Annotated in this window: 22 protein-coding genes; 8 read left to right on the top strand and 14 right to left on the bottom strand. The window is 70.0% G+C overall.

Going from position 1 to position 23,543, the window contains the following annotated elements; translation table 11 throughout:
- Nucleotides 1-14 precede the first annotated feature (14 nt).
- The 5 genes from ADL03_RS20105 to ADL03_RS20085 form a co-directional block, all read right to left on the bottom strand.
- Nucleotides 15-326, bottom strand: coding sequence for a hypothetical protein (locus ADL03_RS20105; protein ID WP_053735040.1), 312 nt, complete (start codon nucleotides 324-326; stop codon nucleotides 15-17).
- Between the two features lie 40 nt (nucleotides 327-366).
- The gene (locus tag ADL03_RS20100) at nucleotides 367-1,479 is read right to left on the bottom strand and encodes an aromatic ring-hydroxylating dioxygenase subunit alpha (protein WP_053735039.1); all 1,113 of its coding nucleotides are present in this window, start codon (nucleotides 1,477-1,479) and stop codon (nucleotides 367-369) included.
- A 10-nt stretch (nucleotides 1,480-1,489) separates the two neighbouring features.
- Nucleotides 1,490-2,584 (bottom strand): N-methyl-L-tryptophan oxidase, encoded by a 1,095-nt coding sequence (gene solA, locus ADL03_RS20095; RefSeq protein WP_053735038.1) that lies wholly within the window; start codon nucleotides 2,582-2,584, stop codon nucleotides 1,490-1,492.
- Nucleotides 2,581-5,241: an FAD-dependent oxidoreductase gene (locus ADL03_RS20090; RefSeq protein WP_304438805.1), complete on the bottom strand. Its 2,661-nt coding sequence runs from the start codon at nucleotides 5,239-5,241 to the stop codon at nucleotides 2,581-2,583. Before ADL03_RS20090 ends, solA begins: the two co-directional genes overlap by 4 nt.
- A gap of 403 nt (nucleotides 5,242-5,644) precedes the next feature.
- Nucleotides 5,645-6,415 (bottom strand): IclR family transcriptional regulator, encoded by a 771-nt coding sequence (locus ADL03_RS20085; protein WP_053735036.1) that lies wholly within the window; start codon nucleotides 6,413-6,415, stop codon nucleotides 5,645-5,647.
- Nucleotides 6,416-6,534: 119 nt separating this feature from the next.
- Here ADL03_RS20085 and ADL03_RS20080 point away from each other — a divergent pair, with 119 nt between their 5' ends.
- The 4 genes from ADL03_RS20080 to ADL03_RS20065 all read left to right on the top strand — a co-directional run bounded on the left by ADL03_RS20080 (nucleotide 6,535) and on the right by ADL03_RS20065 (nucleotide 10,946).
- Nucleotides 6,535-6,855 carry a bifunctional 3-phenylpropionate/cinnamic acid dioxygenase ferredoxin subunit gene (locus ADL03_RS20080; RefSeq protein WP_053735035.1) on the top strand — a complete coding sequence of 107 codons (321 nt, stop codon included), beginning with the start codon at nucleotides 6,535-6,537 and terminating at the stop codon, nucleotides 6,853-6,855.
- Nucleotides 6,852-7,955 carry an NAD(P)/FAD-dependent oxidoreductase gene (locus ADL03_RS20075; RefSeq protein WP_053735034.1) on the top strand — a complete coding sequence of 368 codons (1,104 nt, stop codon included), beginning with the start codon at nucleotides 6,852-6,854 and terminating at the stop codon, nucleotides 7,953-7,955. Before ADL03_RS20080 ends, ADL03_RS20075 begins: the two co-directional genes overlap by 4 nt.
- A gap of 82 nt (nucleotides 7,956-8,037) precedes the next feature.
- Nucleotides 8,038-9,477, top strand: coding sequence for an aldehyde dehydrogenase family protein (locus ADL03_RS20070; RefSeq protein ID WP_053735033.1), 1,440 nt, complete (start codon nucleotides 8,038-8,040; stop codon nucleotides 9,475-9,477).
- Nucleotides 9,474-10,946 carry a GMC family oxidoreductase gene (locus ADL03_RS20065; protein ID WP_197288481.1) on the top strand — a complete coding sequence of 491 codons (1,473 nt, stop codon included), beginning with the start codon at nucleotides 9,474-9,476 and terminating at the stop codon, nucleotides 10,944-10,946. The genes ADL03_RS20070 and ADL03_RS20065 overlap by 4 nt, the downstream gene beginning before the upstream one ends.
- Nucleotides 10,947-10,977: 31 nt before the next feature.
- On the opposite strand, the gene ADL03_RS20060 is transcribed toward ADL03_RS20065, so the two are convergent.
- The 7 genes from ADL03_RS20060 to ADL03_RS20030 form a co-directional block, all read right to left on the bottom strand.
- Nucleotides 10,978-12,525, bottom strand: a complete 1,548-nt coding sequence (locus tag ADL03_RS20060; protein WP_053735032.1) for a GAF domain-containing protein — start codon at nucleotides 12,523-12,525, stop codon at nucleotides 10,978-10,980.
- Nucleotides 12,522-13,835, bottom strand: a complete 1,314-nt coding sequence (locus tag ADL03_RS20055; protein ID WP_053735031.1) for an MFS transporter — start codon at nucleotides 13,833-13,835, stop codon at nucleotides 12,522-12,524. Before ADL03_RS20055 ends, ADL03_RS20060 begins: the two co-directional genes overlap by 4 nt.
- Nucleotides 13,836-13,845: 10 nt before the next feature.
- Entirely contained in the window at nucleotides 13,846-14,577 is a 732-nt protein-coding gene (locus ADL03_RS20050; RefSeq protein WP_053735030.1) for a 3-hydroxybutyrate dehydrogenase, read from the bottom strand.
- A gap of 288 nt (nucleotides 14,578-14,865) precedes the next feature.
- Nucleotides 14,866-15,783, bottom strand: coding sequence for an LCP family protein (locus tag ADL03_RS20045; protein WP_231642042.1), 918 nt, complete (start codon nucleotides 15,781-15,783; stop codon nucleotides 14,866-14,868).
- Nucleotides 15,784-15,957: 174 nt separating this feature from the next.
- Complete coding sequence (locus ADL03_RS20040; protein ID WP_053735029.1) at nucleotides 15,958-16,344, bottom strand: DUF3037 domain-containing protein; 387 nt, start codon at nucleotides 16,342-16,344, stop codon at nucleotides 15,958-15,960.
- Complete coding sequence (locus ADL03_RS20035) at nucleotides 16,328-17,095, bottom strand: HipA family kinase (RefSeq protein WP_157528972.1); 768 nt, start codon at nucleotides 17,093-17,095, stop codon at nucleotides 16,328-16,330. Before ADL03_RS20035 ends, ADL03_RS20040 begins: the two co-directional genes overlap by 17 nt.
- Before the next feature lie 70 nt (nucleotides 17,096-17,165).
- A complete protein-coding gene (locus ADL03_RS20030) occupies nucleotides 17,166-17,840 on the bottom strand; it encodes a hypothetical protein (protein ID WP_157528970.1) in 675 nt (224 codons plus the stop codon).
- 54 nt (nucleotides 17,841-17,894) lie between these two features.
- Between ADL03_RS20030 and ADL03_RS47210 the strand changes: the two genes are divergently transcribed.
- The gene (locus ADL03_RS47210; RefSeq protein WP_157528968.1) at nucleotides 17,895-18,035 is read left to right on the top strand and encodes a hypothetical protein; all 141 of its coding nucleotides are present in this window, start codon (nucleotides 17,895-17,897) and stop codon (nucleotides 18,033-18,035) included.
- A 6-nt stretch (nucleotides 18,036-18,041) separates the two neighbouring features.
- On the opposite strand, the gene ADL03_RS20025 is transcribed toward ADL03_RS47210, so the two are convergent.
- Nucleotides 18,042-19,115 carry a lactonase family protein gene (locus ADL03_RS20025; protein WP_197288480.1) on the bottom strand — a complete coding sequence of 358 codons (1,074 nt, stop codon included), beginning with the start codon at nucleotides 19,113-19,115 and terminating at the stop codon, nucleotides 18,042-18,044.
- Nucleotides 19,116-19,262: 147 nt separating this feature from the next.
- Nucleotides 19,263-20,093 (bottom strand): PPK2 family polyphosphate kinase, encoded by an 831-nt coding sequence (locus ADL03_RS20020; RefSeq protein WP_053735026.1) that lies wholly within the window; start codon nucleotides 20,091-20,093, stop codon nucleotides 19,263-19,265.
- A 140-nt stretch (nucleotides 20,094-20,233) separates the two neighbouring features.
- Between ADL03_RS20020 and rocD the strand changes: the two genes are divergently transcribed.
- The 3 genes from rocD to ADL03_RS20005 all read left to right on the top strand — a co-directional run bounded on the left by rocD (nucleotide 20,234) and on the right by ADL03_RS20005 (nucleotide 23,538).
- A complete protein-coding gene (rocD, locus tag ADL03_RS20015; RefSeq protein WP_053735025.1) occupies nucleotides 20,234-21,481 on the top strand; it encodes an ornithine--oxo-acid transaminase in 1,248 nt (415 codons plus the stop codon).
- On the top strand, nucleotides 21,478-22,062 hold the full coding sequence (locus ADL03_RS20010) for a DinB family protein (RefSeq protein ID WP_231642040.1): 585 nt from the start codon (nucleotides 21,478-21,480) through the stop codon (nucleotides 22,060-22,062). Before rocD ends, ADL03_RS20010 begins: the two co-directional genes overlap by 4 nt.
- Before the next feature lie 96 nt (nucleotides 22,063-22,158).
- On the top strand, nucleotides 22,159-23,538 hold the full coding sequence (locus ADL03_RS20005; protein WP_157528966.1) for a DUF2252 domain-containing protein: 1,380 nt from the start codon (nucleotides 22,159-22,161) through the stop codon (nucleotides 23,536-23,538).
- The last annotated feature ends 5 nt before the right edge of the window (nucleotides 23,539-23,543 follow it).

The raw sequence follows: 23,543 nt of genomic DNA, 5'->3' as shown, positions 1-23,543 counted from the left end.
TCAGGATCTGGCCGTCAGGATCTGGGCAGGAGGTCGTCGGCGGGTCTGGCGGGCCGGGGCAGCACCTCGGCTCGCCTGCCCGCGGCCTTGGGCGCAGCGGGATCGGCCGCCGCGGCTGCGGCTGCCTCGCTCCTGGTCGTCGTCGTCATCTCCTCGGAGAGCATCCTGATCTCCGCGAGGATGTCCAGGTGTTCCTGCGACGGCGGCGGCCCCACGAAGTTGGACCTGTTGTGCGCCGTCCGTTCCGCGCGCTCGGCCAGTTGGCGGATGCGGCGGAGGAGATCGTGCTCCCCGGTCGGGGGTAGGAAGTCCGGGTGCTCCATCACCCGTGCAAGCTTTCGCGTGCACGGGTGACCAGTCGATCCCCTAGTCGGCTGATTCCAGTTTCTGGAGCAGCCACTCGTGGAATCCGCCGATGTGGTGCTCCGACGGCACCAGCACCCCGCCATGCGCGTAGGCGCGCGACGCCATGGCCGGCTGGCATCGCTCGCAGGCTTCGAAGTCCTGCTCGTTCACCCGGTGGAACAGCTCGACCGAGCGAGAGACGTCACGGCCGGTGGCGACGACCTCCTTGGCGTAGAGCCAGTCGCACTCCACGACCGTCCGGTCGGCGGCCATCGGGTACATGCGGTGCAGGATCACGTGGTCGGGCACGAGGTTGATGAAGACCTGCGGCCTGACGGTGATGGCGTAGTACTTGCGGTCGCGTTCCTCCTCCAGCGCCGCCAGTTTTCCGAAGCCCTCGCCGCCGTCGACGGTGAAACCCTTGATCTCGTCGCCGAACTCGGCGCCGTGGCCGACGTAGTACTGGGCCGCGTAGCCGCCGGCGAACTCGGGCAGCACCTCGGTCAGCTCGGGGTGGATCGTCGCGCAGTGGTAGCACTCCATGAAGTTCTCGATGATCAGCTTCCAGTTGGCCCTGACGTCGTAGACGATCCGCCGTCCGGTCCGCAGCTGGTCGATCTCGTAGCCGTCGATGGCGACGAGGTCGCCGAGCCGTTCCGTCACGGCGGCGAGCACGTCGTCCTCGAAGCTGGGCGGGTCGTCGGCGAGGCAGACCCAGGCGTAGCCGAGCCACTCCCGCAGGTGCACTTTCGTCAGCCCGTACTCGACCCGGTCGACGTCGGGCATCGAGGTGAGGTTCGGTGCGGCGACGAGCTTGCCGTCCAACGCGTACGTCCACGCGTGGTACGGGCACTGGAACGCCCGCTTGACGCTGCCCTGCTCGTCGGTGCAGATGCGCGCGCCGCGGTGCCGGCAGACGTTGAGGAACGCGTTGAGGCCACCGGACCGGTCCCTGGCGATGAGCACGCTCTCCCGCCCGACCTGCACGGTGCGGAAGTCGCCGGGGCCGGCGAGATCGCTCGACCTGACCGCGCAGAACCACATCCGCTCGAAGATCTCGGCCTGTTCGGCGGCGAAGATCACCGGGTCGGTGTAGTAGCGGCCCTCCAGCGTGGAGATCAGGCTGCCGGTCATGCTCCGCCTCTCAGGCTCTCGGACGAGCGGGGTCGAACAGGGCGATCGGGTGCCTCGTCGCGCCCTCGACGGCGAGGTCGGCGAGGATCTCGCCGACCACCGGCACGAACTTGAACCCGTGCCCGGAGAACCCGCACGCCACCGTGACGCCGCCCTGGCGCGCGATGACGAAGTGGCTGTCCGGGGTGTTGGTGAACATGCAGGTGGCGGCCCGCTGGAAGGTGCCGGTGAGGCCCGGCATCAGCGGCCGCACGAGCTCCGTGACCGCCTCGACCTCGTGGGCGTGGACCGTGCGGTCGATCGTGTCGGGCGTGCACGCCGCGCCTTCGCCGAAGATCGCGAACTTGGCCGTGCCGTTGCGCTCGGGGAAGCCGTAGAAGGTCCGGCCGCCGCGTTCCCAGATGTAGGTGGGGTAGTCGCGCAGGTCCGCCGCGGGCGTGAAGAAGAACTGGACCTGCCGTTCGACCTCCAGCGCGATTCCGAGGTCCGGCAACAGCTCCGGCGCCCACGGACCTGGACACACGACGACGTGCTCCGCCTCGTAAATGCCCTGAGCGGTGGTGACGCGGCCGGCTTCCCAGTGCGTCACCGGTTCCTCGAAGCGCAGCTCGGCGCCCGCTCTCCCGGCGAGTTCGAGGTGCGCCCGCACCGAGCTCTCGGGAACGACGTAACCGGCTCCGCCCTCGTGCAGCGCGACCTCGTCCGGCCCCGGTCGCATGGCGGGGAAGCGCTTGCGGATCTCCTGCGCGTCCAGCACCTCGTGCGGCAGCCCGTACTGCTCGGCACTGAGCCTGCTGCCCGCGATGGTCCGGCTCTCCGGTGCGCCGACGAGCAGCCCGCCGACCCGGTGGAAGATCTTCTCGCCGCTGTCGCGCTCGATCTGGTCCCACATCTCGTGCGCGCGCAGGAGCAGCGGCACGTACGCCGGGTCCTCGAAGTAGGCCTGCCGCGTGATCCGCGACTCGCCGTGGCTCGACCCCTGCGTGTGCACGCCGGTGAACCGCTCCAGCCCCAGCACCCGCTTGCCGCGCTGCGCGAGCCGGTACGCGGCGGCGCTGCCCATGCCGCCGAGTCCGATGACGATGACGTCGTAGCCCGCGCTCATCCGCGCAGCCGCTTCATCGCGGGGTCGAACAACGGCTCCGGCACCGGCCGCGCCGTGACCCTGACACCGAAGTACTCGATCTCGACCTCCCCTTCGACGTTGTCGGGCAACCACGCGTAGGCGATGTTGACCCCGGTCGTGTACCCGTAGGTGGCGCTCGTGACGTACCCGACCGCCTTGCCGTCGTGGAACACGGGCTCACTGCCCATGACGACCTGGTGGGGGTCGTCGATCGCGAGACACGTGAGCTTCTTGCCGCTGCCGCGCTTCGCCAGCGCCTCCTTGCCCAGGAAGTCCTTGTCGTCGCGCACCGCGAACCCCAGCCCCGCCTCGAACGGGTCGTGCTCGCCGGTCACGTCCGTGCCCCAGGACCGGTACCCCTTCTCCAGCCGCAGACTGGCGAACGCCCCGCGCCCCGCCGCGATCACGCCGTGCTCCTGCCCCGCCTCCCACAACGTGTCCCACAGCTTCACGCCGAGGTCCGCCGTCGTGTACAGCTCCCACCCCAGTTCGCCCACATAGGACAGTCGCAGCGCCGTCACCGGAACGTTCTTGACGTACCCGCGTTGCGCCGTGAAGTACCCCTTGCCGGTGTCGAAGGTGTGCGGGATCCCGTTGAGCAGGTCCCGTGCTTTCGGCCCCCACAACCCGATGCAGCACGTTCCCGCCGTGATGTCCTTGACGTGCACGTCCGCGGGCGCGTGCCTTTCGAGCCACGCCAGGTCGAGGTTGCCGTTGGCACCGACCTGGAACGTGGTCGCGTCGAGCCGCGCGACGGTCAGGTCACTCCTGACGCCACCGCTCTCGTCGAGCAGCAACGTGTACACCACCGCACCGGGCTTGCGGTCGAGGTTGTTCGTCGTCATGCGCTGCAGGAACCCCAACGCTCCCGCCCCGCTGACCTCCAACCGCTTCAACGGCGTCATGTCGAACATCGCCACCCGCTTGCGCGTGACCAACGCCTCCGCGCCACAGATCGGCGACCAGTACCGGCTCGCCCACTCGTTGCGCCCCGGCACCTCGGCCACCTCCGGCAGGTCCGCGTTGGCCTCGAACCAGTGCGGCCGCTCCCACCCCGCCGCTTCGAGGAACACCGCGCCAAGCTCCCGATGCCGCCCGTAGAACGGACTCGTCCGGAGCGGCCGCGGACTCTCCATGGGCTGCAACGGGTGCAGCACGTCATAGACCTCGACGAAGTTCTGGCAACTCCGCTCCAGCACGTAGTCCGGCGCCAGCTGCACCTGCTCGAACCGGTTGAGGTCGCTGGAATGCAGGTCCAACTCCGGCTGCCCGTCGACGATCCACTGCGCCATCGCCCGCGCCACCCCGGCCGAGTGCGTGATCCACACCGCCTCCGCGACCCAGAACCCGCGCAGCCGCGGGTGCTCGCCGAGCAACGGCATCCCGTCGCTGGTGAACGAGAACAGCCCGTTGAACCCGCGCTCCACCCCGGCCCCCGACAGCGCCGGGATGAGCTCGACCGCCGCGTCCCAGGACTGCTCGAAGTCCTCCGCGGTGAACGGTAGCTCGGAGCCGGTGATGTCGGCGGCGTTGATCGGCATGGGGCGGTGGCCGTAGGCGCCGATGCCCAGGGACTCACCGTGGGCGCGGAAGTACAGGTCGGCGTCTTGGTGGCGCAGGATGGGTTGGCGTGCCAAGGTCTCGGCGGTCACGCTCAGGCTTGCGCCCGCTGTTGGTTGTGCCGCAACGGTTCCCTCGGGGTCCACGTTGGCGCTTCCCTGCTCTGCAACGCTTCCCCGCGACACCACACCTGGATCTCCGTGCGCCGGTCCACTCATCGCCTGGTTCGCGTTGGACCCGCCCACCGCACCGGCGACGCCACCCACACCCGCATCATCAGCCGCAACAACGCTTCTGGCCGGTGCCGGAGGGTTTCCCAGGCCGCTCGCACCCACCCCACCCGCCACGCCGACACCGGCCGCTCCGTTGCCCGCCCCCGCACGGGCCCGCGCGCTCGCCACCACGTTCCCGGTGAACACGTACTGGTGCGCCATCGGCACCAGCGGCACCGTCAACCCCACCATCTCCCCCAGCACCGGCCCCCACATGCCGGCGCACGACACCACGACGTCCGCCGGGAACGTGTCGGTCTCCGTGCGCACCGCGGCAACCCGGTCACCGGACGTCTCGACCGCGATCACTTTCTGCCCGAACACGAACCGGGCGCCGCGCTCGATGGCGCGCCGTGCCTGGACCTCCGCGGCGGCGACGGGCTTGGCCAGGCCGTCGGTCGGGATCAGGAACCCGCCGAGGACCCGGCTCGTGTCGAGCAGGGGGTGGAGGCGGGCGACCTCGTCGGGGGCGATGAGGCGGCTGTCGATGCCCCACGAGGTGGCCCAGCCGTGGCGGCGGGTCAGGTCGGCGAGGCGGGCGGGGGTGGTGGCGACCTCCAGGCCGCCGACCTGGTCGAAGCAGCCGAGGGCGGTGTACTTCTCCACGGTGTAGCGGGCGAAGGCCGTCATGCTGCGGCAGGGGTTCGTCTGGAACACCAGGCCCGGGGCGTGGCTGCTGGAGCCGCCGGTGGCGAAGCCGGCGGACTGGTCGAGGACCGTGACGTCGGTCCAGCCCCGTTCGGTCAGCTCGTCGGCCAGTGCGCAGCCCACGATTCCCGCACCCACGACCACCACTCGAGGCATCACCACACCCCTTGCCCGTCGTTGCGCGGAACGGAGCTTGTTCCGCTATATGCAACAAGTTGCGCCTGGTGCGCCCTGGTGTCAAGACGGCCGAATGGGCGGCGTGGAGGTGGCGGAAGGCGCGAGGGAAGAGGTTGAGGCGGGTGGCTGGGTCGCGCGCTTCCTCATAAGCGGCGGGCGAAGGCCAGGATCCGGACATCTCGAACGGGTGAAACATCGCGGAGCTCCCTTCACCGGCTGTCGCGTGGCCGACGGGTGGGTCGGCCGAGAACCGGTCCGCAGACCGGTCACGAGGAAACAGACGAGCGAAGGGAGCGATCCGGACACACACGTTCGGGTGAAGCAACGAGGGTGAGCCGAGCGCCAAGCACCAGAGCGAACGAACCCGGCACGGGCGCGGGCGTCAGTCCGCGAAATAGCCGAGTTGCGCGGACAGGTCAGCGGCCGCGCCGGACATCGACGGCACGATGGCGGCCACGCGGGTGCGGGTCAGGCGGTACGACGGGCCGGAGGCGCTCATCGCGGCCACCACCTCGCCGCGGTGGCCGCGGATCGGGACGGCGACGGCGTGCAGGCCCAGTTCGAGCTCCTCGAAGCAGGCCGCGTAGCCCTGCACGGCGACGGTGGCGAGTTCGGCCAGCAGGCGGTCGGGGTTGGTGACGGTGTTCTCGGTGTAGCGGTCGAGGGGGAGGGCGGCCAGGCGTTTCTGCTCGGTCAGCGGGAGGTGGGCGAGCAGGACCTTGCCGGAGGAGGTGGCGTGCAGCGGGGTGCGCTGGCCGATCCAGTTCACGGCGGAGATGGCCGCCGAGCCGCGGGCCTGGGTGATGTTGATGGCGACGCCGGCGTCGTGGACGGCGATGTTGACGGTTTCGCCGAACTCGTCGGCGAGGGACTGGCAGACGGGCTGGCCCAGTTTGGTGAGGTCCATGCGGCCGGTGGCGGCGCCGGCCAGTCTGACCACGCCGAAGCCGATGGCGTACTTGCCGCGTTCTCCGAGTTGCTCGACCAGTCCGCGGGCCTCCAGGACGGAGACGAGTCTCGACACCGTGGACTTGTGCACGCCCAGCTCACCTGCGATTTCGGTGATGCCGGCTTCGCCGTGGGCCAGCAGTTCCAGGACGCTGATGGCTCGATCGACGGACTGCACCTGAGCTGCCGAGTCGGAGTTGCTCATCGCGCAACAGTAACCGGCAGGCAAAACACCCGGCCGAACTCTTGACGGCGCGTCGCTGGAGCCGGAGATTGTGTTGCGTCATTCGGAACGTGTGTCGTGTCACGCAACGGAGGCCGACGATGATCCGCGCCTGCGCTCTCACGGACCTGCCCCCAGGAGAGGCGGTGCGCATCGTCGGTTCTCATGCGCCGATAGCCGTGTTCAACGCCGACGGTGTCCTGTACGCCATCGACGACACGTGCACCCACCAGGACGCGTCCCTCAGCGAGGGGTGGCTGGAGGGGTGCTTCGTCGAATGCCCGCTGCACGCCGCGTCGTTCGACCTTCGCACGGGCGAGCCGACCTGTCTGCCCGCTAAAAGATCGGTGAAGACCTACCCCGTCGTTGTGAAAGATGGAGGGGTCTATGTCGATGTCGAGGTGAACAGGGACGTGGCGTGAGGACGATCGCGATCATCGGTGCATCGCTCGCCGGCTTGAGGTCGGCGCAGGCACTGCGCCAGCAGGGGTTCGACGGGCGGCTCGTCGTCGTCGGCGAGGAGGTGCACCTGCCCTACGACCGGCCGCCGCTGTCGAAGGACTTCCTCCTCGGCAAGTGCGAGGCGGTGCCGCTGGCCGACCAGGAGGACCTCGACGCGCTCGCGGCGGACTGGCGGCTGGGAGTGCGGGCCAGCGGGCTGCTCTCCGACCGGGAGGTCGCGCTCAGCGACGGCACCACCGTCGAGGCCGACGGCTTCGTCATAGCCACGGGCGGCGTGCCGCGCACGATGCCGGGCACGCACGTCCTGCGCACCCTCGACGACGCGGTCACGATCCGCGACGCGTTCGGCGGCGCGCAGCACGTCGGCATCATCGGTGCCGGGTTCATCGGTGCGGAGATCGCGTCGAGTGCGCGCGCTCTGGGCAAGGAGGTCACGGTTGTCGAGGCGTTGCCGACGCCGTTGACGCGCGTGCTGGGCCTGGAGATGGGTGCCGCGTGCGGACAGCTGCACAACGACCACGGATCAACGTTGATCACTGGAATCAACGTTGATTCCGTCAACGTTGACAGCGGGATCAAGCTCGCCGACGGACGGCAGATCGACGCCGACGTCGTCGTCGCGGGCATCGGCACGCGTCCCGCCACGGACTGGCTCGCGGGCGGGCCGATCACCCTGAACAACGGTGTCGTGTGCGACGCGGGTGGCGTGACGAACCTGAAGCACGTCGTCGCCGTGGGAGACGTCGCGAACTGGGCCGGGCACCGCGCCGAGCACTGGACGTCCGCCGCCGAGCAGGCGCAAATCGCCGTCCGCAACTTGCTCGCCGGTGACACGGTCGCCACGCATGCCAACGGCGGTTATGTGTGGTCGGACCAATACGGGGTGCGGATCCAGTTCATCGGGCGAGCGACGAACGACGTCCGCGTCGAAGATGGGTCCATCGAGGACCGGAAGTTCGTCGCGACCTACCGGGACGCCGACAACCCGGAGGACGTCGTCGGCGTCCTGGCGATGAGCAACGCCCGGCTCTTCACCCGGTTCCGCCGGAACCTGAGGTAGAGATGGTCGTCACGGTTTGACCGCCGCCGGCGACCGGCAACACCCACATGTCCTAGGTGGACAGACGAGCAGGGAGGCGTCCGTGTCGCCGGTTCGGCAGATCATCAACCCCTACGACCAGAGTGTTCTCACCGAGGTCGAGGACCAGACCCGCGACCAGGCCGTCTCCGCGATCGCGAAGGCCAGAGCCGCCTTCGACCACGGCGACTGGCAGCACGCGGCCCCCGAGCACCGCGCCGCCGTGCTCAACCGCGTCGCCGACCTGCTGGAGCGCGACAAGGAGGACATCGCCCGCACCGAGACCCTCGACACCGGCAAGACGCTGGTGGAGAGCCGGATCGACGTGGACGACGTCGTCGCCGTCTTCCGCTACTACGGCGGCCTGGCCGGCGTGCTGCACCCGAAGATCGTGCAGGGCACGCCACCGGACGTCATCAGCCGCATCGACTACGAGCCCGTCGGCGTCTGCGGCATGATCGCGCCCTGGAACTACCCGCTGCTGCAGATCTCCTGGAAGATCGCCCCGGCCCTGCTGGCCGGCAACACGCTGGTGGCCAAGCCCAGCGAGATCACGCCGCTCACGACCATCAGGCTGTTCGAGCTGCTCGCCGAGGCCGGGCTGCCGGACGGCGTCGCGAACCTCGTGCTCGGCACCGGGCCCGAGGTCGGCGCGCCGCTGAGCGAGCACCCCGACGTCGACCTGGTCTCGTTCACCGGCAGCCTCGCCACCGGTCAGCGGATCATGGCCGCCGCGGCCGGGACCGTGAAGAAGGTCGCCCTCGAACTGGGCGGCAAGAACCCGAACATCGTCTTCGCGGACGCCGACCTCGACACCGCCGTCGACTACGCGCTCACGGCGGCGTTCTTCCACGCCGGCCAGGTCTGCTCCTCCGGCACGCGGCTCATCGTGCACGACGACGTCTACGACGACTTCGTGGACGAGGTCGCCCGCCGCGCCGACCGGATCAAGCTGGGCAACGGTTTCGACGAGGACACCGAGTCGGGGCCGCTCGTCAGCGCCGAGCACCGCGCCAAGGTCGAGGCGTACGTGGAGATCGCCCGGCAGGAGGGCGCCACCCTCAAGGCCGGCGGCAAGCGGCCGGACGATCCCGAGCTGCGGAACGGGTTCTTCTTCCGCCCCACCGTCTACGCGGACTGCCACCAGGACATGCGGCTCGTCCAGGACGAGACGTTCGGCCCGATCATCACCGCCGAACGCTTCCGCACCGAGGAGGAGGCCGTGGCGCTGGGCAACAACACCGACTACGGCCTGGCCGGCGGGGTGTGGAGCCAGGACGTCGACAAGGCGCAGCGGGTGGCCAAGAAGCTGCGCCACGGCACCGTGTGGATCAACGAGTTCGGCCCCTACCTGCCGCAGGCCGAGTGGGGCGGCTTCAAGCGCTCCGGTGTCGGCCGCGAGCTCGGCACCGCGGGCCTGCACGAGTACACCGAGCCCAAGCACGTCTACCAGAACCTCAAGCCACAGGCCCAGAACTGGTTCGCGCGAAAGGGCTCGCGGTGACCGTGTACGACTACGTGATCGTCGGCGGCGGAACGGCCGGCTGCGTGCTCGCCGCGAGACTGACCGAGGACCCGTCGGTCACGGTGGCGGTCGTCGAGGGCGGCCCGTCCGACGTCGGCGACGAGAAGATCCTCGACCTGCGCAACTGGATCAACCTGCTCGGCACCGAGTACGACTACGACTACCCGACCGTCGAGCAGCCCAACGGCAACTCGCACATCCGCCACTCGCGCGCGAAGGTCCTCGGCGGTTGTTCCAGCCACAACACGCTGATCAGCTTCAAGCCGCTGCCGCAGGACTTCGACGGGTGGGGTCACGGCTGGACGTGGGACGCGCTCGGCCCGTACTACGACCGGGTCGAGCTCAACATCGTCCCGGTCGCCGAGAAGGACCGGAACCCCATCGCGAAGGACTTCGTCGCCGCCGCGCAGAAGGCGCTCGGCGTCCCCGAGGTCGAGGACTTCAACGCCGGGCCGTTCACGGACGGCGCCGGCTTCTTCTCCGTCGCCTACCACCCGGAGAGGGACAACCGGCGGTCGTCGGCCTCGACCGCCTACCTGCACCCGGTCCTGGACAGCCGCAAGAACCTCACGCTGCTGCTCAACACCTGGGCGAGCCGGATCGAGTTCGACGGCACCCGCGCGATCGGCGTGCACACCGACAAGGGGTACGTCCAGGCGGACCGCGAGGTCCTGCTGTGCGCGGGCGCGATCGACACGCCCCGGCTGCTCAACCTGTCCGGTGTCGGCGACGCGGAACACCTGAGCGGCATCGGCATCGAGGTGAAGCACGACCTGCCCGGCGTCGGCGAGAACCTGCTCGACCACCCCGAGTCGGTGATCGTGTGGGAGACCACGGCACCGTTACCGCCCAACTCGGTGATGGACTCCGACGCGGGCCTGTTCGTGCGCCGCGACACCGCGGACCCGCGGCCGGACCTGATGTTCCACTTCTACCAGATCCCGTTCACCACCAACACCGAACGCCTCGGCCTGCCCGTGGTGGAGCACGGCGTCTGCATGACGCCGAACGTCCCGCGGCCGCACAGCAAGGGCCGCATGTGGCTTCAGTCCAGCGATCCCGCGGAGAAGCCCGCCCTGGACTTCGGCTACTTCACCCACCCCGCGGCCTACGACGAGCAGACCCTGGTCGACGGCATCAAGATCGCGCGGAAGGTCGCGCAGCAGGAGCCGCTGAGGTCGTGGCTCAAGCGGGAGATCGCGCCCGGCCAGGAGGTCACCACCGACGAGGAGCTGTCCGAGTACGCCCGCAGGGCCGCGCACACCGTCTACCACCCGGCCGGCACCTGCGCCATCGGGTCCGTTGTGGACGGTGCCCTCAAGGTCATCGGGCTCGAAGGCCTCCGCGTCGTCGACGCGTCCGTGTTCCCCACCATGCCGACGGTGAACCCCATGGTCACCGTCCTCATGATCGGAGAACGCGCCGCCGACCTGATCAAGGGCGCGTGACGTGACCGCGGCACGCGACAAGGCCGTGCCGCTAGCCCAGCAGGCGCAGTAGCCGCAGGGCGAGCTGCACCTCCAGCACGCGGTCGGGCGACTGCCAGTCGCCCAGCAGCGACGTGACCCGGTCGAGCCGTTGCGTGACCGTGTTGACGTGGAGGTGCAGCTCGGCCTTGGCACGGCTGAGGTTCGCGCCGCAGCGGAAGTAGGCCTCCAGCGTGTGCACCAGCTCCGTGCCGCGTTCGACGTCGTAGTCGAGCACCGGCCCCAGCACCGACCGCACGTAACCGGACACGTCGCCGCGTTCGCCCAGCAGCACGCCGACGAACCCGAGGTCGGCCATCGTCGCCGCGTCCTTCTCCCGGCCCAGCTGCCGCAACGCCCGCAGGCACCGGCGGGCCTCCTCGTAGGCCGCGGCGATCGCGGTCGGCCCCACCACCGGCCCGGACGCCCCCACGGTCGCGCCCAGCGCTCGCGCCACCTCGTGCGCGACCGCCGTCGACCGCGACGGCAGCGCCAGCACCACGTCCCGGTCCCGCGACCCGGCGAGTCCTCTGTGGACCGACGCGTAGTGCGTGGCCGCGCCCAGGTTCCCGTCCGCCACCAGCACGACGTGCGGCTCGGTCAGCTCCACCCCGACCCGGCGGCCTCGCGCCAGCAGCCCCGACGGGTCGCGCCCGTCGAGGATGTCGGTGATCAGCTCGCCGCGGACCTTGTTCTCCGCCTCGGCCACGGTTCTGCGCAGCAGCAACAGCAACGCCGTCACGACCGCGGAGCGTTCGAACAGCCGCCGGTCCGCGTCCGACAGGTCGGGCCGCCCGGACAGGGTGATCCCGCCGAGCAGCTCCGAGCCGGCCAGCACCGCGCACACCCACACGTCGTCGATCAGCACCGCACGGCCGTTGGCCCGCACCGCGAGCGTCGGCGCCGTCTCCAGCACCTCCACCGGCCCGCCCAGCAGCTCCGCCACCGCCGCGGCCACGTCGGCGGCGGAACCACCGCGCAGCACCAGGTCGGTGAGCCGGTCGTGCGCCTCCTCCGCCCGTTTCATCGCGGCGTTGTTGGCCTGGATCGTCTCGAACAACGACGCCGTGTCGATCGCGATCGCCGCGTGGTCGGCCAGCGACGACAGCAGCGAGACCTCCTCCGGCGGGAACTCCCGTGCCGTCCGGTCGGCCGCGTAGAGCACGCCGATGACCTTCGAGTCGAGCTTCAGCGGCACGCCCAGGATCCCCACCAGGCCCTCGTCGCGCACCGCAGAGTCGATCGGCCCGGTGTGGTTGAACCGCGCGTCCGCGAAGTAGTCGGCGGTCGCGTAGGGCCGGGCGGTCTGCGCGACGAGCCCGCCCAGGCCCTCACCGAGACCGAGGCGGACCTGCTGGAAGAGCGGCGAGACCGACCCGTCCGTCACCCGCATGTAGGTGCCGGCCGGGTCGTTCATCGACAGGTACGACAGGTCGGTGCCGAGCAGCGTGCGCGCCCGCCGCACGATCGAGCGGAGGACCGCGTCCGGGTCGCGCATGCCCGCGAGCTCGGACGCGGTCTCGAACAACGCCGCCAGTTCGGCTTCACGCCGTCGTGTCACACCCCAACCCTGTCACGTTCCTCCAGATCCGCACCACGGGTCTCACGCGCCAGCAGGACCGCCACGACCGTGATCACGCAGGTGATCACCACGTAGACGGCGATCGGCAACGACGACCGGTAGGCCTGCAACAGCGCCGTCGCGATGAGCGGGGCCAGCGCACCGGCCGCGATCGAGGCGAGCTGGTAGCCGACCGACGCGCCGGAGTAGCGCACCCGCGTGCCGAACAGCTCCGAGAAGAACGCCGCCTGCGGCCCGTACATCGCGCCGTGCAGCACGAGCCCGACGGTCGTGGCAAGGGTGATCAGCACCGGGTTCTTCGTGTCGAGCAGCGCGAAGAACGCGAAGATCCACCCGGCCATGCCGACCGCGCCGACGAGGTAGATCGACCGCCGCCCGAACCGGTCGGACAGGTGACCCCACACCGGGATGGTGACCAGGTGCACGGCCGAGGCGACCAGCACCGCGTTGAGGCCGACCGACTTCGACAACCCCAGCCCGGTCACCACGTAGACGAGGATGAACGCCGTGATCACGTAGTACGACACGTTCTCGGCGAACCGAGCGCCCATCGCGATCAGCACCTCGCGCCAGTTGTGCCGCAACAGCTCCAGCGCGGGCGCCTTCTCCTCGGTCCCGCCCTTCGGCTGAGCAGCTTTTGCTTGGGCAGCTTTCTCCTGCGCGGCGAGGAACACCGGCGACTCGGTGACGGTGAGCCGGATCCACAGGCCGATCACCACGAGCACGCCCGACAGCAGGAACGGGATGCGCCAGCCCCACGCCAGGAAGTCCGCGTCCGACTGCACCGCCGCGAGGACCGCGAGCACCGCCGTGGCCAGCAGGTTGCCGCACGGCACACCGGCCTGCGGCCACGACGCCCAGAACCCGCGCCGCGCCGGGTCACCGTGCTCGGACACGATGAGCACCGCACCGCCCCACTCGCCGCCGAGCGCGAAGCCCTGCACCAGCCGCAGCAGCGTCAGCAGCAACGGCGCCGCCACACCGACCGACGCGTACGTCGGCAGCACGCCCATCAGCATCGTCGCGCCGCCCATCAGCAGCAGCGACAGCACGAGCAGCTTCTTGCGCCCCAGGCGGTCGCCGTAGTGGCCGAACACCAGGCCGCCCAGCGGACGGGCCAGGAAGCCGATCGCGTACGTCGTGAACGCGAGCAGCGTGCCGGTCAGCGGATCGGCGGTCGGGAAGAAGAGCTTGTTGAACACCAGTGCGGCGGCCGACCCGTAGAGGAAGAAGTCGTACCACTCCACGGTTGTCCCGATGAGCGACGCGCCCACCACTTTCTTGATCATCGACAACTCCTCATTGAGCAGTCCAGCCGCCGTCGACGGCCAACGACGTACCGGTCACAAAACTGTTGTCGCACAACCACAACACGGCCTGCGCCACCTCATGGGGCTCGATCAGCCGCTTGACTGCGCTGCGCTGCAGGAAGACCTTCTCGGCGACGTCCGCCTCGGGAATGCCGTGCACCCGCGCCTGGTCGGCGATCTGCTTCTCCACCAACGGGGTCCGCACGTAACCGGGCGCCACGCAGTTGGACGTCACGCCGTGCGGCGCGCCTTCGAGCGCAGCGACCTTGGAGAAGCCCTCCAGGCCGTGCTTGGCCGCCACGTAGGCGGACTTGAAGGCGGACGCCCGCAGGCCGTGCACGCTGGAGAGGTGGACCAGGCGGCCCCAGCCGCGGTCGTACATGTGCGGCAGGACGTGCCGGGTGAGCCGGAACGCGGCGCCGAGCATCAGGTCCAGCATCGCCGAGAAGCGGTCGGCGGGGAACTCGTGGATGGGCGCGACGTGCTGCACACCGGCGTTGTTGACGAGCACGTCGATCTCGGCCGGCAGCGACTCGACGGACGTGGTCAGGTCGAGGACGTGCCCGACGCCGCCGACCTCCTCGGCGAGGCCCAGCACCCGTGGGTCGAGGTCGACGAGGTGGACTTTCGCGCCTTCGGACGACAGGGCGCGGGCGCAGGCGAGACCGATGCCGCTGGCGGCTCCGGTGACCAGTGCGGTGTGGCCTGTGACACTCGACATGGCCCGAAACGGTAGGCGTGACACGCCGTGACCGACATGTGGCAGGCCCACATATTGCCTGGTGACCAGGTAGTTTTAGGCACCATTTAGCGAGAATCAGGCATACGTGACCGGCGCGGTGGGTACAGGGGCGTAAGCTCCCGTCACCTGAACGGGGGAAGATCCAGAAGAGGGGGACCAACCATGTCTTTGACACCGATTTACGACGACCTCCTGCGCGAGCTCGAAGAGATCACGCAGGAGGCCGGGTTGACCGGCTCGGAGCCCACCCCCGAGCCCGCCGAGTAGCTACTTCGGGACGGCGATCAGGTCGGCCGGAACGGGCTGGTCCTTGCTGATCAGGTCGAACAGCTGGGACGCCTTCTCCTTGTTCCACTGCACGACCGAACCCGCGCCGGGGATCGTGGGAGTGCCCGCGATCGGGATGGTGCCGCTCTGCGCCTCACCCATGTTGAGCGCGACGCTCGCCAGGTGCCACACGTGGTCGTCGTTGTTCACCGACACCGCACCGGACGCCGCGTTCATCAGCGGGAACACCCGGAACGGGTTCACGAGGGTGGCCGGGCTCTGCACCTTCTCGAACAGCGCCGACAGGAACTTGCGCTGGTTCTGCACGCGCTGCAGGTCCGCGGTCGCGAACGCGCGGGTCCGCACGAACCCGAGGGCCTTCGGGCCGTCGAGCTCCTGGCAACCGGCGGGCAGGTCGATGCCGGCCAGCGGGTCCTTGATCGGCTCGTCGATGCAGATGTCCACGCCGCCGACCGCGTCGACCATGTCGGAGAACCCGCCGAAGCCGATCTCCATGTAGTGGTCGATCCGCACACCGGTCGCGCCCTCGACGGTCCGCACGAGCAGCTGCGGCCCACCGAACGCGAACGCCGCGTTGATCTTGTTGCGGCCGTTCTCCGGGATCGGGACGTACGAGTCGCGCGGCAGCGACAGCAACGTCGGCTTGGCCGCGCTGTTGTCCGGCAGGTGCAGCATCATGATGGTGTCGGTGCGCCGCCCCGCCGCGTCACCGGTCGCGAGCGCGTCCTTCTGCTCCTGCGACAGGCCTTCCCGCGCGTCGGAACCGACCAGCAGCCAGGTGGTGCCCGGCGTCTCGGCCGGACGGCCCTCGTAGTCCGGCAGCGCGTCGATGCGCTTGAGCGTCGAGTCGACGTAGAAGAAGAACCCGACAGCGGCCAGCAGCAAGACCAGCAGCACGACCAGGATGGTGCGTCCGGGACGCCTCCGCCTCCTGGCTCGCTGAGGCGGCATGGGACGCCGCTGCTGCTGATAGCCCTGGTGGTACCCAGCGCTCATGTGTCGCCAACCCCGATCGCATCAGTTTCGCTTTGCACCTAGGGACGCGGTGCGCCCGTTCAGGTTGCGACGAACCTACCCGGGAGGCAGGACGAGCGCCTCGAAGAGACGGGTGACCTCGGCGGACGGGTCGTCGGTCCAGCCGGTGTGCGCGGGCGAGGTCTGCACGATGGTGCTGCGCGGTGCCGTGAGCCAGCGGAACCGCTGCCCGATCGTCGTCCTGCTCACCGGACCCGCGGCGGGCGCGCCGTCGCAGGAGGTGGCGAGGTGGCGGAGGCTGGCCTCCAGCACCTCCAGGTCGAGCGCCGGGTCGAGCGCCCGCAGCCGCTCACCGTCCACATGGGTCTTCGCGCACAGGAAGTCCAGCGGGGCGCAGTAGACGATCACGCCGACGTTCATGAACTCGCCCCGCTCCTGCCGGGGCACCGCCCGCAGCAGCGCGTACTCAAACACGTGCGGCACGCGCGGCCTCCAGCGAGTCGACCCAGCCGCGGTGGACGAGGCGGTAGGCGAAGAAGTCCTTGTACCGCTGCCGGAGCTCGGCCGGGTCACCCTCCAGCCACTCGTCCGGCACCAGTGCCAGCACCTCGTCGAGCAGCTCCGGCGTGACCCGCGCGCTCAGCTGTGCGTCCACTTCGGACAATGCACCGGCGTTGGGCAGCATGGCGTGGTCGGCGGCGTCGTAGCGGAACTCCTTGGTGGCGGGCCGGTCCTCACTCCAGGAGTAGTGGAAGTACAGGCTCGCGCCGTGGTCGATGAGCCAGGGTTCCCGGTGCCACAGCAGCATGTTCGGGTTGCGCCAGCTGCGGTCGACGTTGAGCGTCAGCGCGTCGAACCACAGCAGCCTCGTCGCGAGCTCCTCGCCGGGATCGCGCACGACCGGGTTGAAGTCGAACGAGCCGGGCAGGTAGTCGAACCCCAGGTTGAGCCCGCCGCTGGCGCGCAGCAGCTCCTGCACCTCCTGGTCGGGTTCCGCGCGGGCCAGCTCCGGGTCGAGGTGCACCAGCACGATCTCCGGAACCCGGAAGCCCAGCCGCCGCGCCAGCTCACCCACGACCACCTCGGCGACGAGCACCTTGATGCCCTGACCGGCGCCGCGGAACTTCACCACGTACATGCCCAGGTCGTCGGCCTCGACCAGCCCCGGCATGGAACCGCCCTCGCGGAACGGCGTCACGTACCGGGTGGCCGTGACCTCCCTCAGAGAACTCACCCGCGCATGATCACACGAACGCGGTGACGGGACCGAACTGATTACGGCCCCGTCACCGCGGACCGCGTCGTCACGCCTTGGCGAAGGTCTCCGCGAAGATCGGCGTCACGGAGGCGAGCTGGGCCTCGGCCGCCTCCTGGGTGGAGCTGGAAGCCACCACGACCGTGATGAGCGTGCCGCGGCCCATCACCGCCTGGCACGACCACGGGACGAGGTCCGGGTCCAGGTTCGCCTGGCAGTACGCGTAGAACTCGTCGACGCCGCCCTGCGGGACGGCGATCGGCAGGCTCAGCTTGATCCGGCGTTCGGTGTTGCTCCCGGAACAGAGCTTGACCCTCGCCCGCACCGACTCGACCAAGGTGGCCGCCGGCCGGTCCGCGGTGGCGTGGACGCGCTGGAACAGGTTCAGCCGTCCCGTCCAGACCCGGGTGCGAGCGACGGACACCCCGTCGACGAAGATCGGACTGCCCTGGCAGACGGTGGCCACGGCCTGGCCTTCCTCGCCCGGCTCGCTGTCGTTCGCCGGTGCACTGGTCTTGACCACACCGCCGAGAGCGTCGAACGCGGCGGGCGGGGCGATTGCCGCCTTGGCCCGCGCGTCCAGCTCCGCCGTGGTGGGCGGCGCCGTGGTGGTAGTGGTGGTGGTGGTGGTGGTCGTGGTCGGCGGCGCTGCCACCGGCTCACCGCCGCATGCCGCGGTCAGGACGGCGACCGCCAGCACGGCAGCGCAAACTCGCTTGTTCACTCATCCCCCAGAGATGCGCCCACGAGAACGGGCGTCTGGGGATGATCTAACCAAATGGAGTCGCGACACATCGCGTACCGGGTGTCGGCGACCGCTCAGTGGGCGGAGGCGAGCAACCTGCCCGGCCCTGTCCGGGTGGAGTGCGGGTGGTGCTCCGGCCACGAGTCCCGCGTGGCCGGAGCACCACCGCACTGAAGGCCGTCAGCCCAGGCGCGCCGGCAGCACGCAGACCGGGATCGGGGTCGTCAGCGCGGTGCCGGCCGGGCTGAGCTTGCCGGTCGCGGCGTCCACGGCGAACGACGTCACCGAGTTCGAGTTCTGGTTGGCCGCGAACAGGAACCGCCCGGCCGGGTCGAGCGTGATGTGCCGCGGGTACTTGCCGCCGACCGGCGTGGTGCCCACGAGCGAGAGCTCCGCACCGGACACCGCGAACTGCGCGACGCTGTCGTGGCCGCGGTTGGACAGGTAGACGAACCGGCCGTCACCGGAGACCAGGACCTCGGCCGGGTAGTTGCGCACCCCGCCCGACGGCGCGGTCTTGAGCGCCTGGCCGGGCGTGAGCTTCCCGTCCGCGTACGCGCACGACACGATGGTCGAGTCGAGCTCGTTCGCCACGTACGCCGTCCGGCCGTTCGGGTGGAACGCCAGGTGCCGCGGTCCGGCGCCGGGCTTGAGCTTCGCCGTGGCCACCGGGGTCAGCCGGCCGCCGGCGAACGAGTACGTGAACACCGCGTCGGCACCGAGGTCGACGGCCAGGACGTACCGGCCGGCCGGGTCGAACAGGACCTGGTGCGCGTGCGGGCCCGTCTGGCGCTCGGGGTCGGGGCCGGAGCCCTGGTGCTTCACCAGCTGCGTCCGCGCGCCGATGCCACCGTCGGCCCGCAGCCCGAACACGCTCAGCGTGCCGGACGAGTAGTCGGCGGTGATCAGGTACCGGCCCGACGGGTCGAGCGTCAGGTGGCACGGGTCGGCACCGCCGGTGGCCGCCTTGTTGATCACCTTCGACGACGTGGCGTCGACCGCGGTGACCTCGCCCCTGGTGGTCTCGTTGACCGCGTAGAGGAACCGGCCGTCACGCGACTCGACCACGAACGACGGGTTCACGACGCCCTTGATCACGCCGGTCGACCGCAGCTGACCGGAGGCGGTGTCGTAGGTGCCGATGCCGATGCCCTGCGCGCCACCGCTCCACGTCGTGTAGGCGCCGAAGAACACTCTCCGGGTGGCCAGTGCCGCGGTCGGCTCGGACGCCGCCCGCGCGGTTCCTCCGGTCATCAGCAGTCCCGCTCCCACACCCATGGCTCCGAGAAAACGTCGCCGGTCCACACCCACGTCCCACCTCCGGGATAATCAACGGCGGCGGCACAGCCCACAGTGGCCCAGACCGCCACGCCTAAGCAAGAGATGCAACGAAGATTGCGTCTAGCGCAACGGGTCGGCGGAGATCAGCCGGGCCTTCTCGGCCTCCAGGTCGTAGGCGGGTGGCGGGAACTTCGGGTCCATCTCCCGCAGCGTCTCCAGCAGCAGCCGGCTCACCGCCCAGTTGCGGTACCACTTGCGGTCGGCCGGGACCGCGTACCAGGGCGTCGCCGAGCAGGCCTTCAGCGCCTCCGTGTACGCCTCCTGGTACTTCGACCACTTCGAGCGCACGTCGATGTCGGCCGGGTTGTACTTCCAGTTCTTGCGCGGGTCGTCCAGCCGGGCGAGCAGCCGTTCCTTCTGCACCTCCGGCGAGATGTGCAGGAAGCACTTGACCAGCGTGACACCGCCGGCGGCGAGCTCGGACTCGAAGTCGTTGATCTCGCGGTAGCGCTCGCGCAGCTGCCCGGCGGTCAGCACCTTCTCCACCCGCGGCACCAGCACGTCCTCGTAGTGCGAGCGGTCGAACGCGCCGATGCGCCCCTTCTCCGGCAGCTGCTTGCGGATGCGCCACAGGAAGTGCTGGCGGCGTTCCGCGGGGGTGGGCTTCTTGAACGACGCGATCTGCACGCCCTGCGGGTTCACCAGGCCCATGACGTGGCTGACCACGCCGCCCTTGCCGGAGGTGTCCATGCCCTGCAGCACCAGCAGAACCGCGCGAGAATTCTCCGCGTAGAGAGCCTCCTGCAGCCCGTCGAGCTCGGTGCCGGTGGCGGCGAGGTCGTCGGCCGCCTCCTTCTTCGTCCTGGGGCCGATGGGACGACCGGCCGGGTCGAGGGTGGAGAGGTCCACCTCGTCGAGCCGCAGCGCCGCACGAACCGACTTCTTCGCCATGATCCGACCGTAGCGATTCACCGCCGATTCCGCCGGTTGTGCAAGGAACTGCCACCAATTGTCGAATCTACGCAACGAACTGAGGTCAGGCGCAACGCATCACGGCTGATATCGCCTGTCTGGCCCCTTAGCCTTGGAGGATGACCGCCATCGCTGCCCACCACACCGCGGGAACCACGAACCTGGCCGGCGCCGACTACGTCGCACTCGACGAGGAGTGGAGCACCCACAACTACCACCCGCTGCCGGTGGTCATCTCGCACGGCGAAGGGGCGTGGGTCACCGACGTCGAGGGACGCCGCTACCTCGACTTCCTGTCCGGCTACTCGTCGCTGAACTTCGGCCACCGCCACCCCGCTCTGGTGGCCGCCGCCGTCGAGCAGCTCGGCCGCGTGACGCTGACCAGCCGCGCGTTCCACCACGACCAGTTCGGCCTGTTCTGCCGCGAGCTCGCCCAGCTCACCGGCACCGAGCTGGTGCTCGCGATGAACTCCGGCGCCGAGGCCGTCGAGTCCGCGATCAAGGTGGCGCGCAAGTGGGCCTACCGGGTCAAGGGCGTGCCGGAGGGCACCGCCGAGATCGTCGTGGCCGGGTCCAACTTCCACGGCCGCACGACGACCATCGTGTCGTTCTCGACCGACGAGACGGCGCGCAACGACTTCGGGCCGTTCACGCCGGGCTTCAAGGTCGTCAAGTACGGCGACCTCGACGAGGTCGGGTCCGCGATCACCGAGCGCACCGCGGCCGTGCTGATCGAGCCGATCCAGGGCGAGGCCGGCGTCGTCGTGCCGCCCGCCGGCTACCTCGCGGGCATCCGCCGGCTGTGCGACGAGCACAACGTGCTGATGATCGCCGACGAGATCCAGTCCGGCCTGGGCCGCACCGGCGAGCTGTTCGCCCTGGACCACGAGGGCGTGCGCGCCGACCTGTACACGCTGGGCAAGGCGCTGGGCGGCGGCATCCTGCCGGTGTCCGCGGTGGTCGGGTCGAAGGCGGTGCTGGGCGTGCTCAAGCCCGGCGAGCACGGGTCCACGTTCGGCGGCAACCCGCTCGCGTGCGCCGTGGGCCGCGCGGTCGTGCGGCTGCTGGAGACCGGCGAGTTCCAGGAGCGCTCCCGTGAGCTGGGCGGCTACCTGCACGGCGAGCTGGGCAAGCTCGTCGGCCGCGGTGTCGCCGAGGTGCGCGGGCGCGGGCTGTGGGCCGGTGTGGAGATCGCGCCCGGCGGGCCGGTCGGCCGTGCGGCGTCCGAGGCGCTGTCCAACCGTGGCGTGCTGTGCAAGGAGACGCACGCGTCCACGTTGCGCGTCGCTCCCCCGCTGGTGATCACGCGCGACGAGATCGACCTGGGTGTGCAAGCGATCGCGGAGGTCGTCGCGCCCACGGCATGACCGGTGGCACCCTGGCCGTCATGATCGACGACTTCGCGAAGGACTACCTGCACGGCGACCTCAGGGAGATCCGTGAGGTGATGGTGCGCAAGCTCGACGGGCTGAGCGAGTACGACGTCCGCCGGCCGCTGACCACGACCGGCACGAACCTGCTCGGCCTGGTCAAGCACCTGACCCTCACGGAGTCCCGCTACTTCGGCGAGGTCTTCGGCCGGCCGTTCCCCGCGCCGCTGCCCCGCTGGGACGACCTGGCGGTGCGCGGCGCCGACCTGTGGGTGACCGAGCACGAGACGCGCGCCGGGATCGTCGACGGCTACCGGCGGGCCTGGGAGCACTCCGACGCGACCATCGCCGCGCTGCCCGTCGACGCACCCGGCCACGTGCCGTGGTGGCCGCGGCCGGACGTCATGCTGTTCAACGTGCTCGTGCACGTGCTCACCGAGACCAACCGGCACGCCGGTCACGCCGACGTCCTGCGCGAGCAGCTCGACGGCTCGGTGGAGACGGCGCAGCGGGACGCGGCGTTCTGGGAGGACCGCCGCGCGGAGATCGAACGGGCGGCGAAAGCGGCCCAGGCCTGACGGTTCATACCTGTATGGGCGAATCGGCACTCCCGCCAGGTCACAAATGCGCCGGACGGGCCACGACATCCGTGCGGCGCGGGCATCATGACTCGTATGGGTGAACGGGTACGCGTGCGGGCCGCTGCCGCTCTGGGCCGCTGGGTGGAGCCGGAGGAGGTCTACGCACAGGGCCGCGCTTTGCGGTCCTCTGTGGACTTCAAGGCGCACCGGGCCGTGTCACTGGCCCCGGCGCGTCCCTCCGTGCTGGAGTTCGTGCACGCGAGCAACGAGGGACGGCTGGAGCACCTGATCCCGTTGCGGATCGGGCGGATGCTGGCCAACCCGTTCGCGTTCTTCCGCGGTGCCGCGGGCCTGCAGGCCGGTGACCTCGCCGCCGGTGTGTCGACCGGCCTGCACGCCCAGCTGTGCGGTGACGCGCACGCCGCGAACTTCGGCCTCTACGGCACGCCCGAGGGTCAGATCGTCATGGACATCAACGACTTCGACGAGACGCTGCCCGGTCCGTGGGAGTGGGACCTCAAACGGCTCGTCGCGTCGCTGGTGCTCGCCGGGCGAACGGGTGGCGTGTCGGAGAAGGGCTGCCGCGACGCCGCCGAGGACGCCGTGCGCGCCTACCGCACCGTGATCAAGCACCTCGCCGAGATCCCGTTCATGGACTCGTGGACCGCGCTGGGCGACGAGTCGACGCTGTCGAAGGTCAAGGCCGACGACCTGCTCAACGACTTCAGCAAGGCGGCGGAGAAGTCGCGCAAGAACACCAGCGCCCGGTTCGCCGCGAAGTGGACCGCGCACGACGGCGAGAGGTGGCGGTTCATCACGAACCCGCCGACCCTCACCGGCGTCACGCAGGAGACCGCGGACGCGGTGGTCGCCGCGCTGCCGTCCTACGTGGACACCCTGCGCGAGTCCCGCACCAACCTGATCATGCGCTTCGGCGTGTCGGACGTGGCGTTCCGCGTCGTCGGCACCGGCAGCGTCGGCCTGCGCAACTACCTCGTCCTGCTGCACGGCAACGGCAGCGAGGCACTCGTGCTGCAGGCCAAGGAGGCCAGGCCGTCCGCGCTGCGGCCGTTCCTCGACGTCGCCCCGGCCAAGCACGAGGGCAAGCGGATCGTGCACGGCGCACGGCTCGTGCAGGCCGAGACGGACATCCTGCTGGGCTGGACGACGATCGAGGGCCGCCCGTTCATCGTGCGGCAGTTCCGCAACCGCAAGGGCGAGATCGACGCGACCACGTTGAAGCGCGACGACCTGGACGACTACGGCCGGTTCGCGGGCGCCCTGCTGGCCCGCGCGCACACCCGTTCACTCGACCCGCGACTGCTGGCCGGGTACTTCCGCAACGGCGGCGGCGAGGACCTGGACGAGGCGTTCGCGAAGTACGCGTTCGACTACGCCGACCAGACCGAGGCCGACCACGCGGAGCTGACCGCGCTGGTCAAGAACGGGAAGCTGCCCGCGCACGTCGAATGAGCGCC

Source organism: Nocardia sp. NRRL S-836 (genome assembly GCF_001279525.1).
Classification (GTDB): Bacteria; Actinomycetota; Actinomycetes; order Mycobacteriales; family Pseudonocardiaceae; genus Lentzea.
This window is presented reverse-complemented; position numbering and strand designations above follow the sequence as displayed.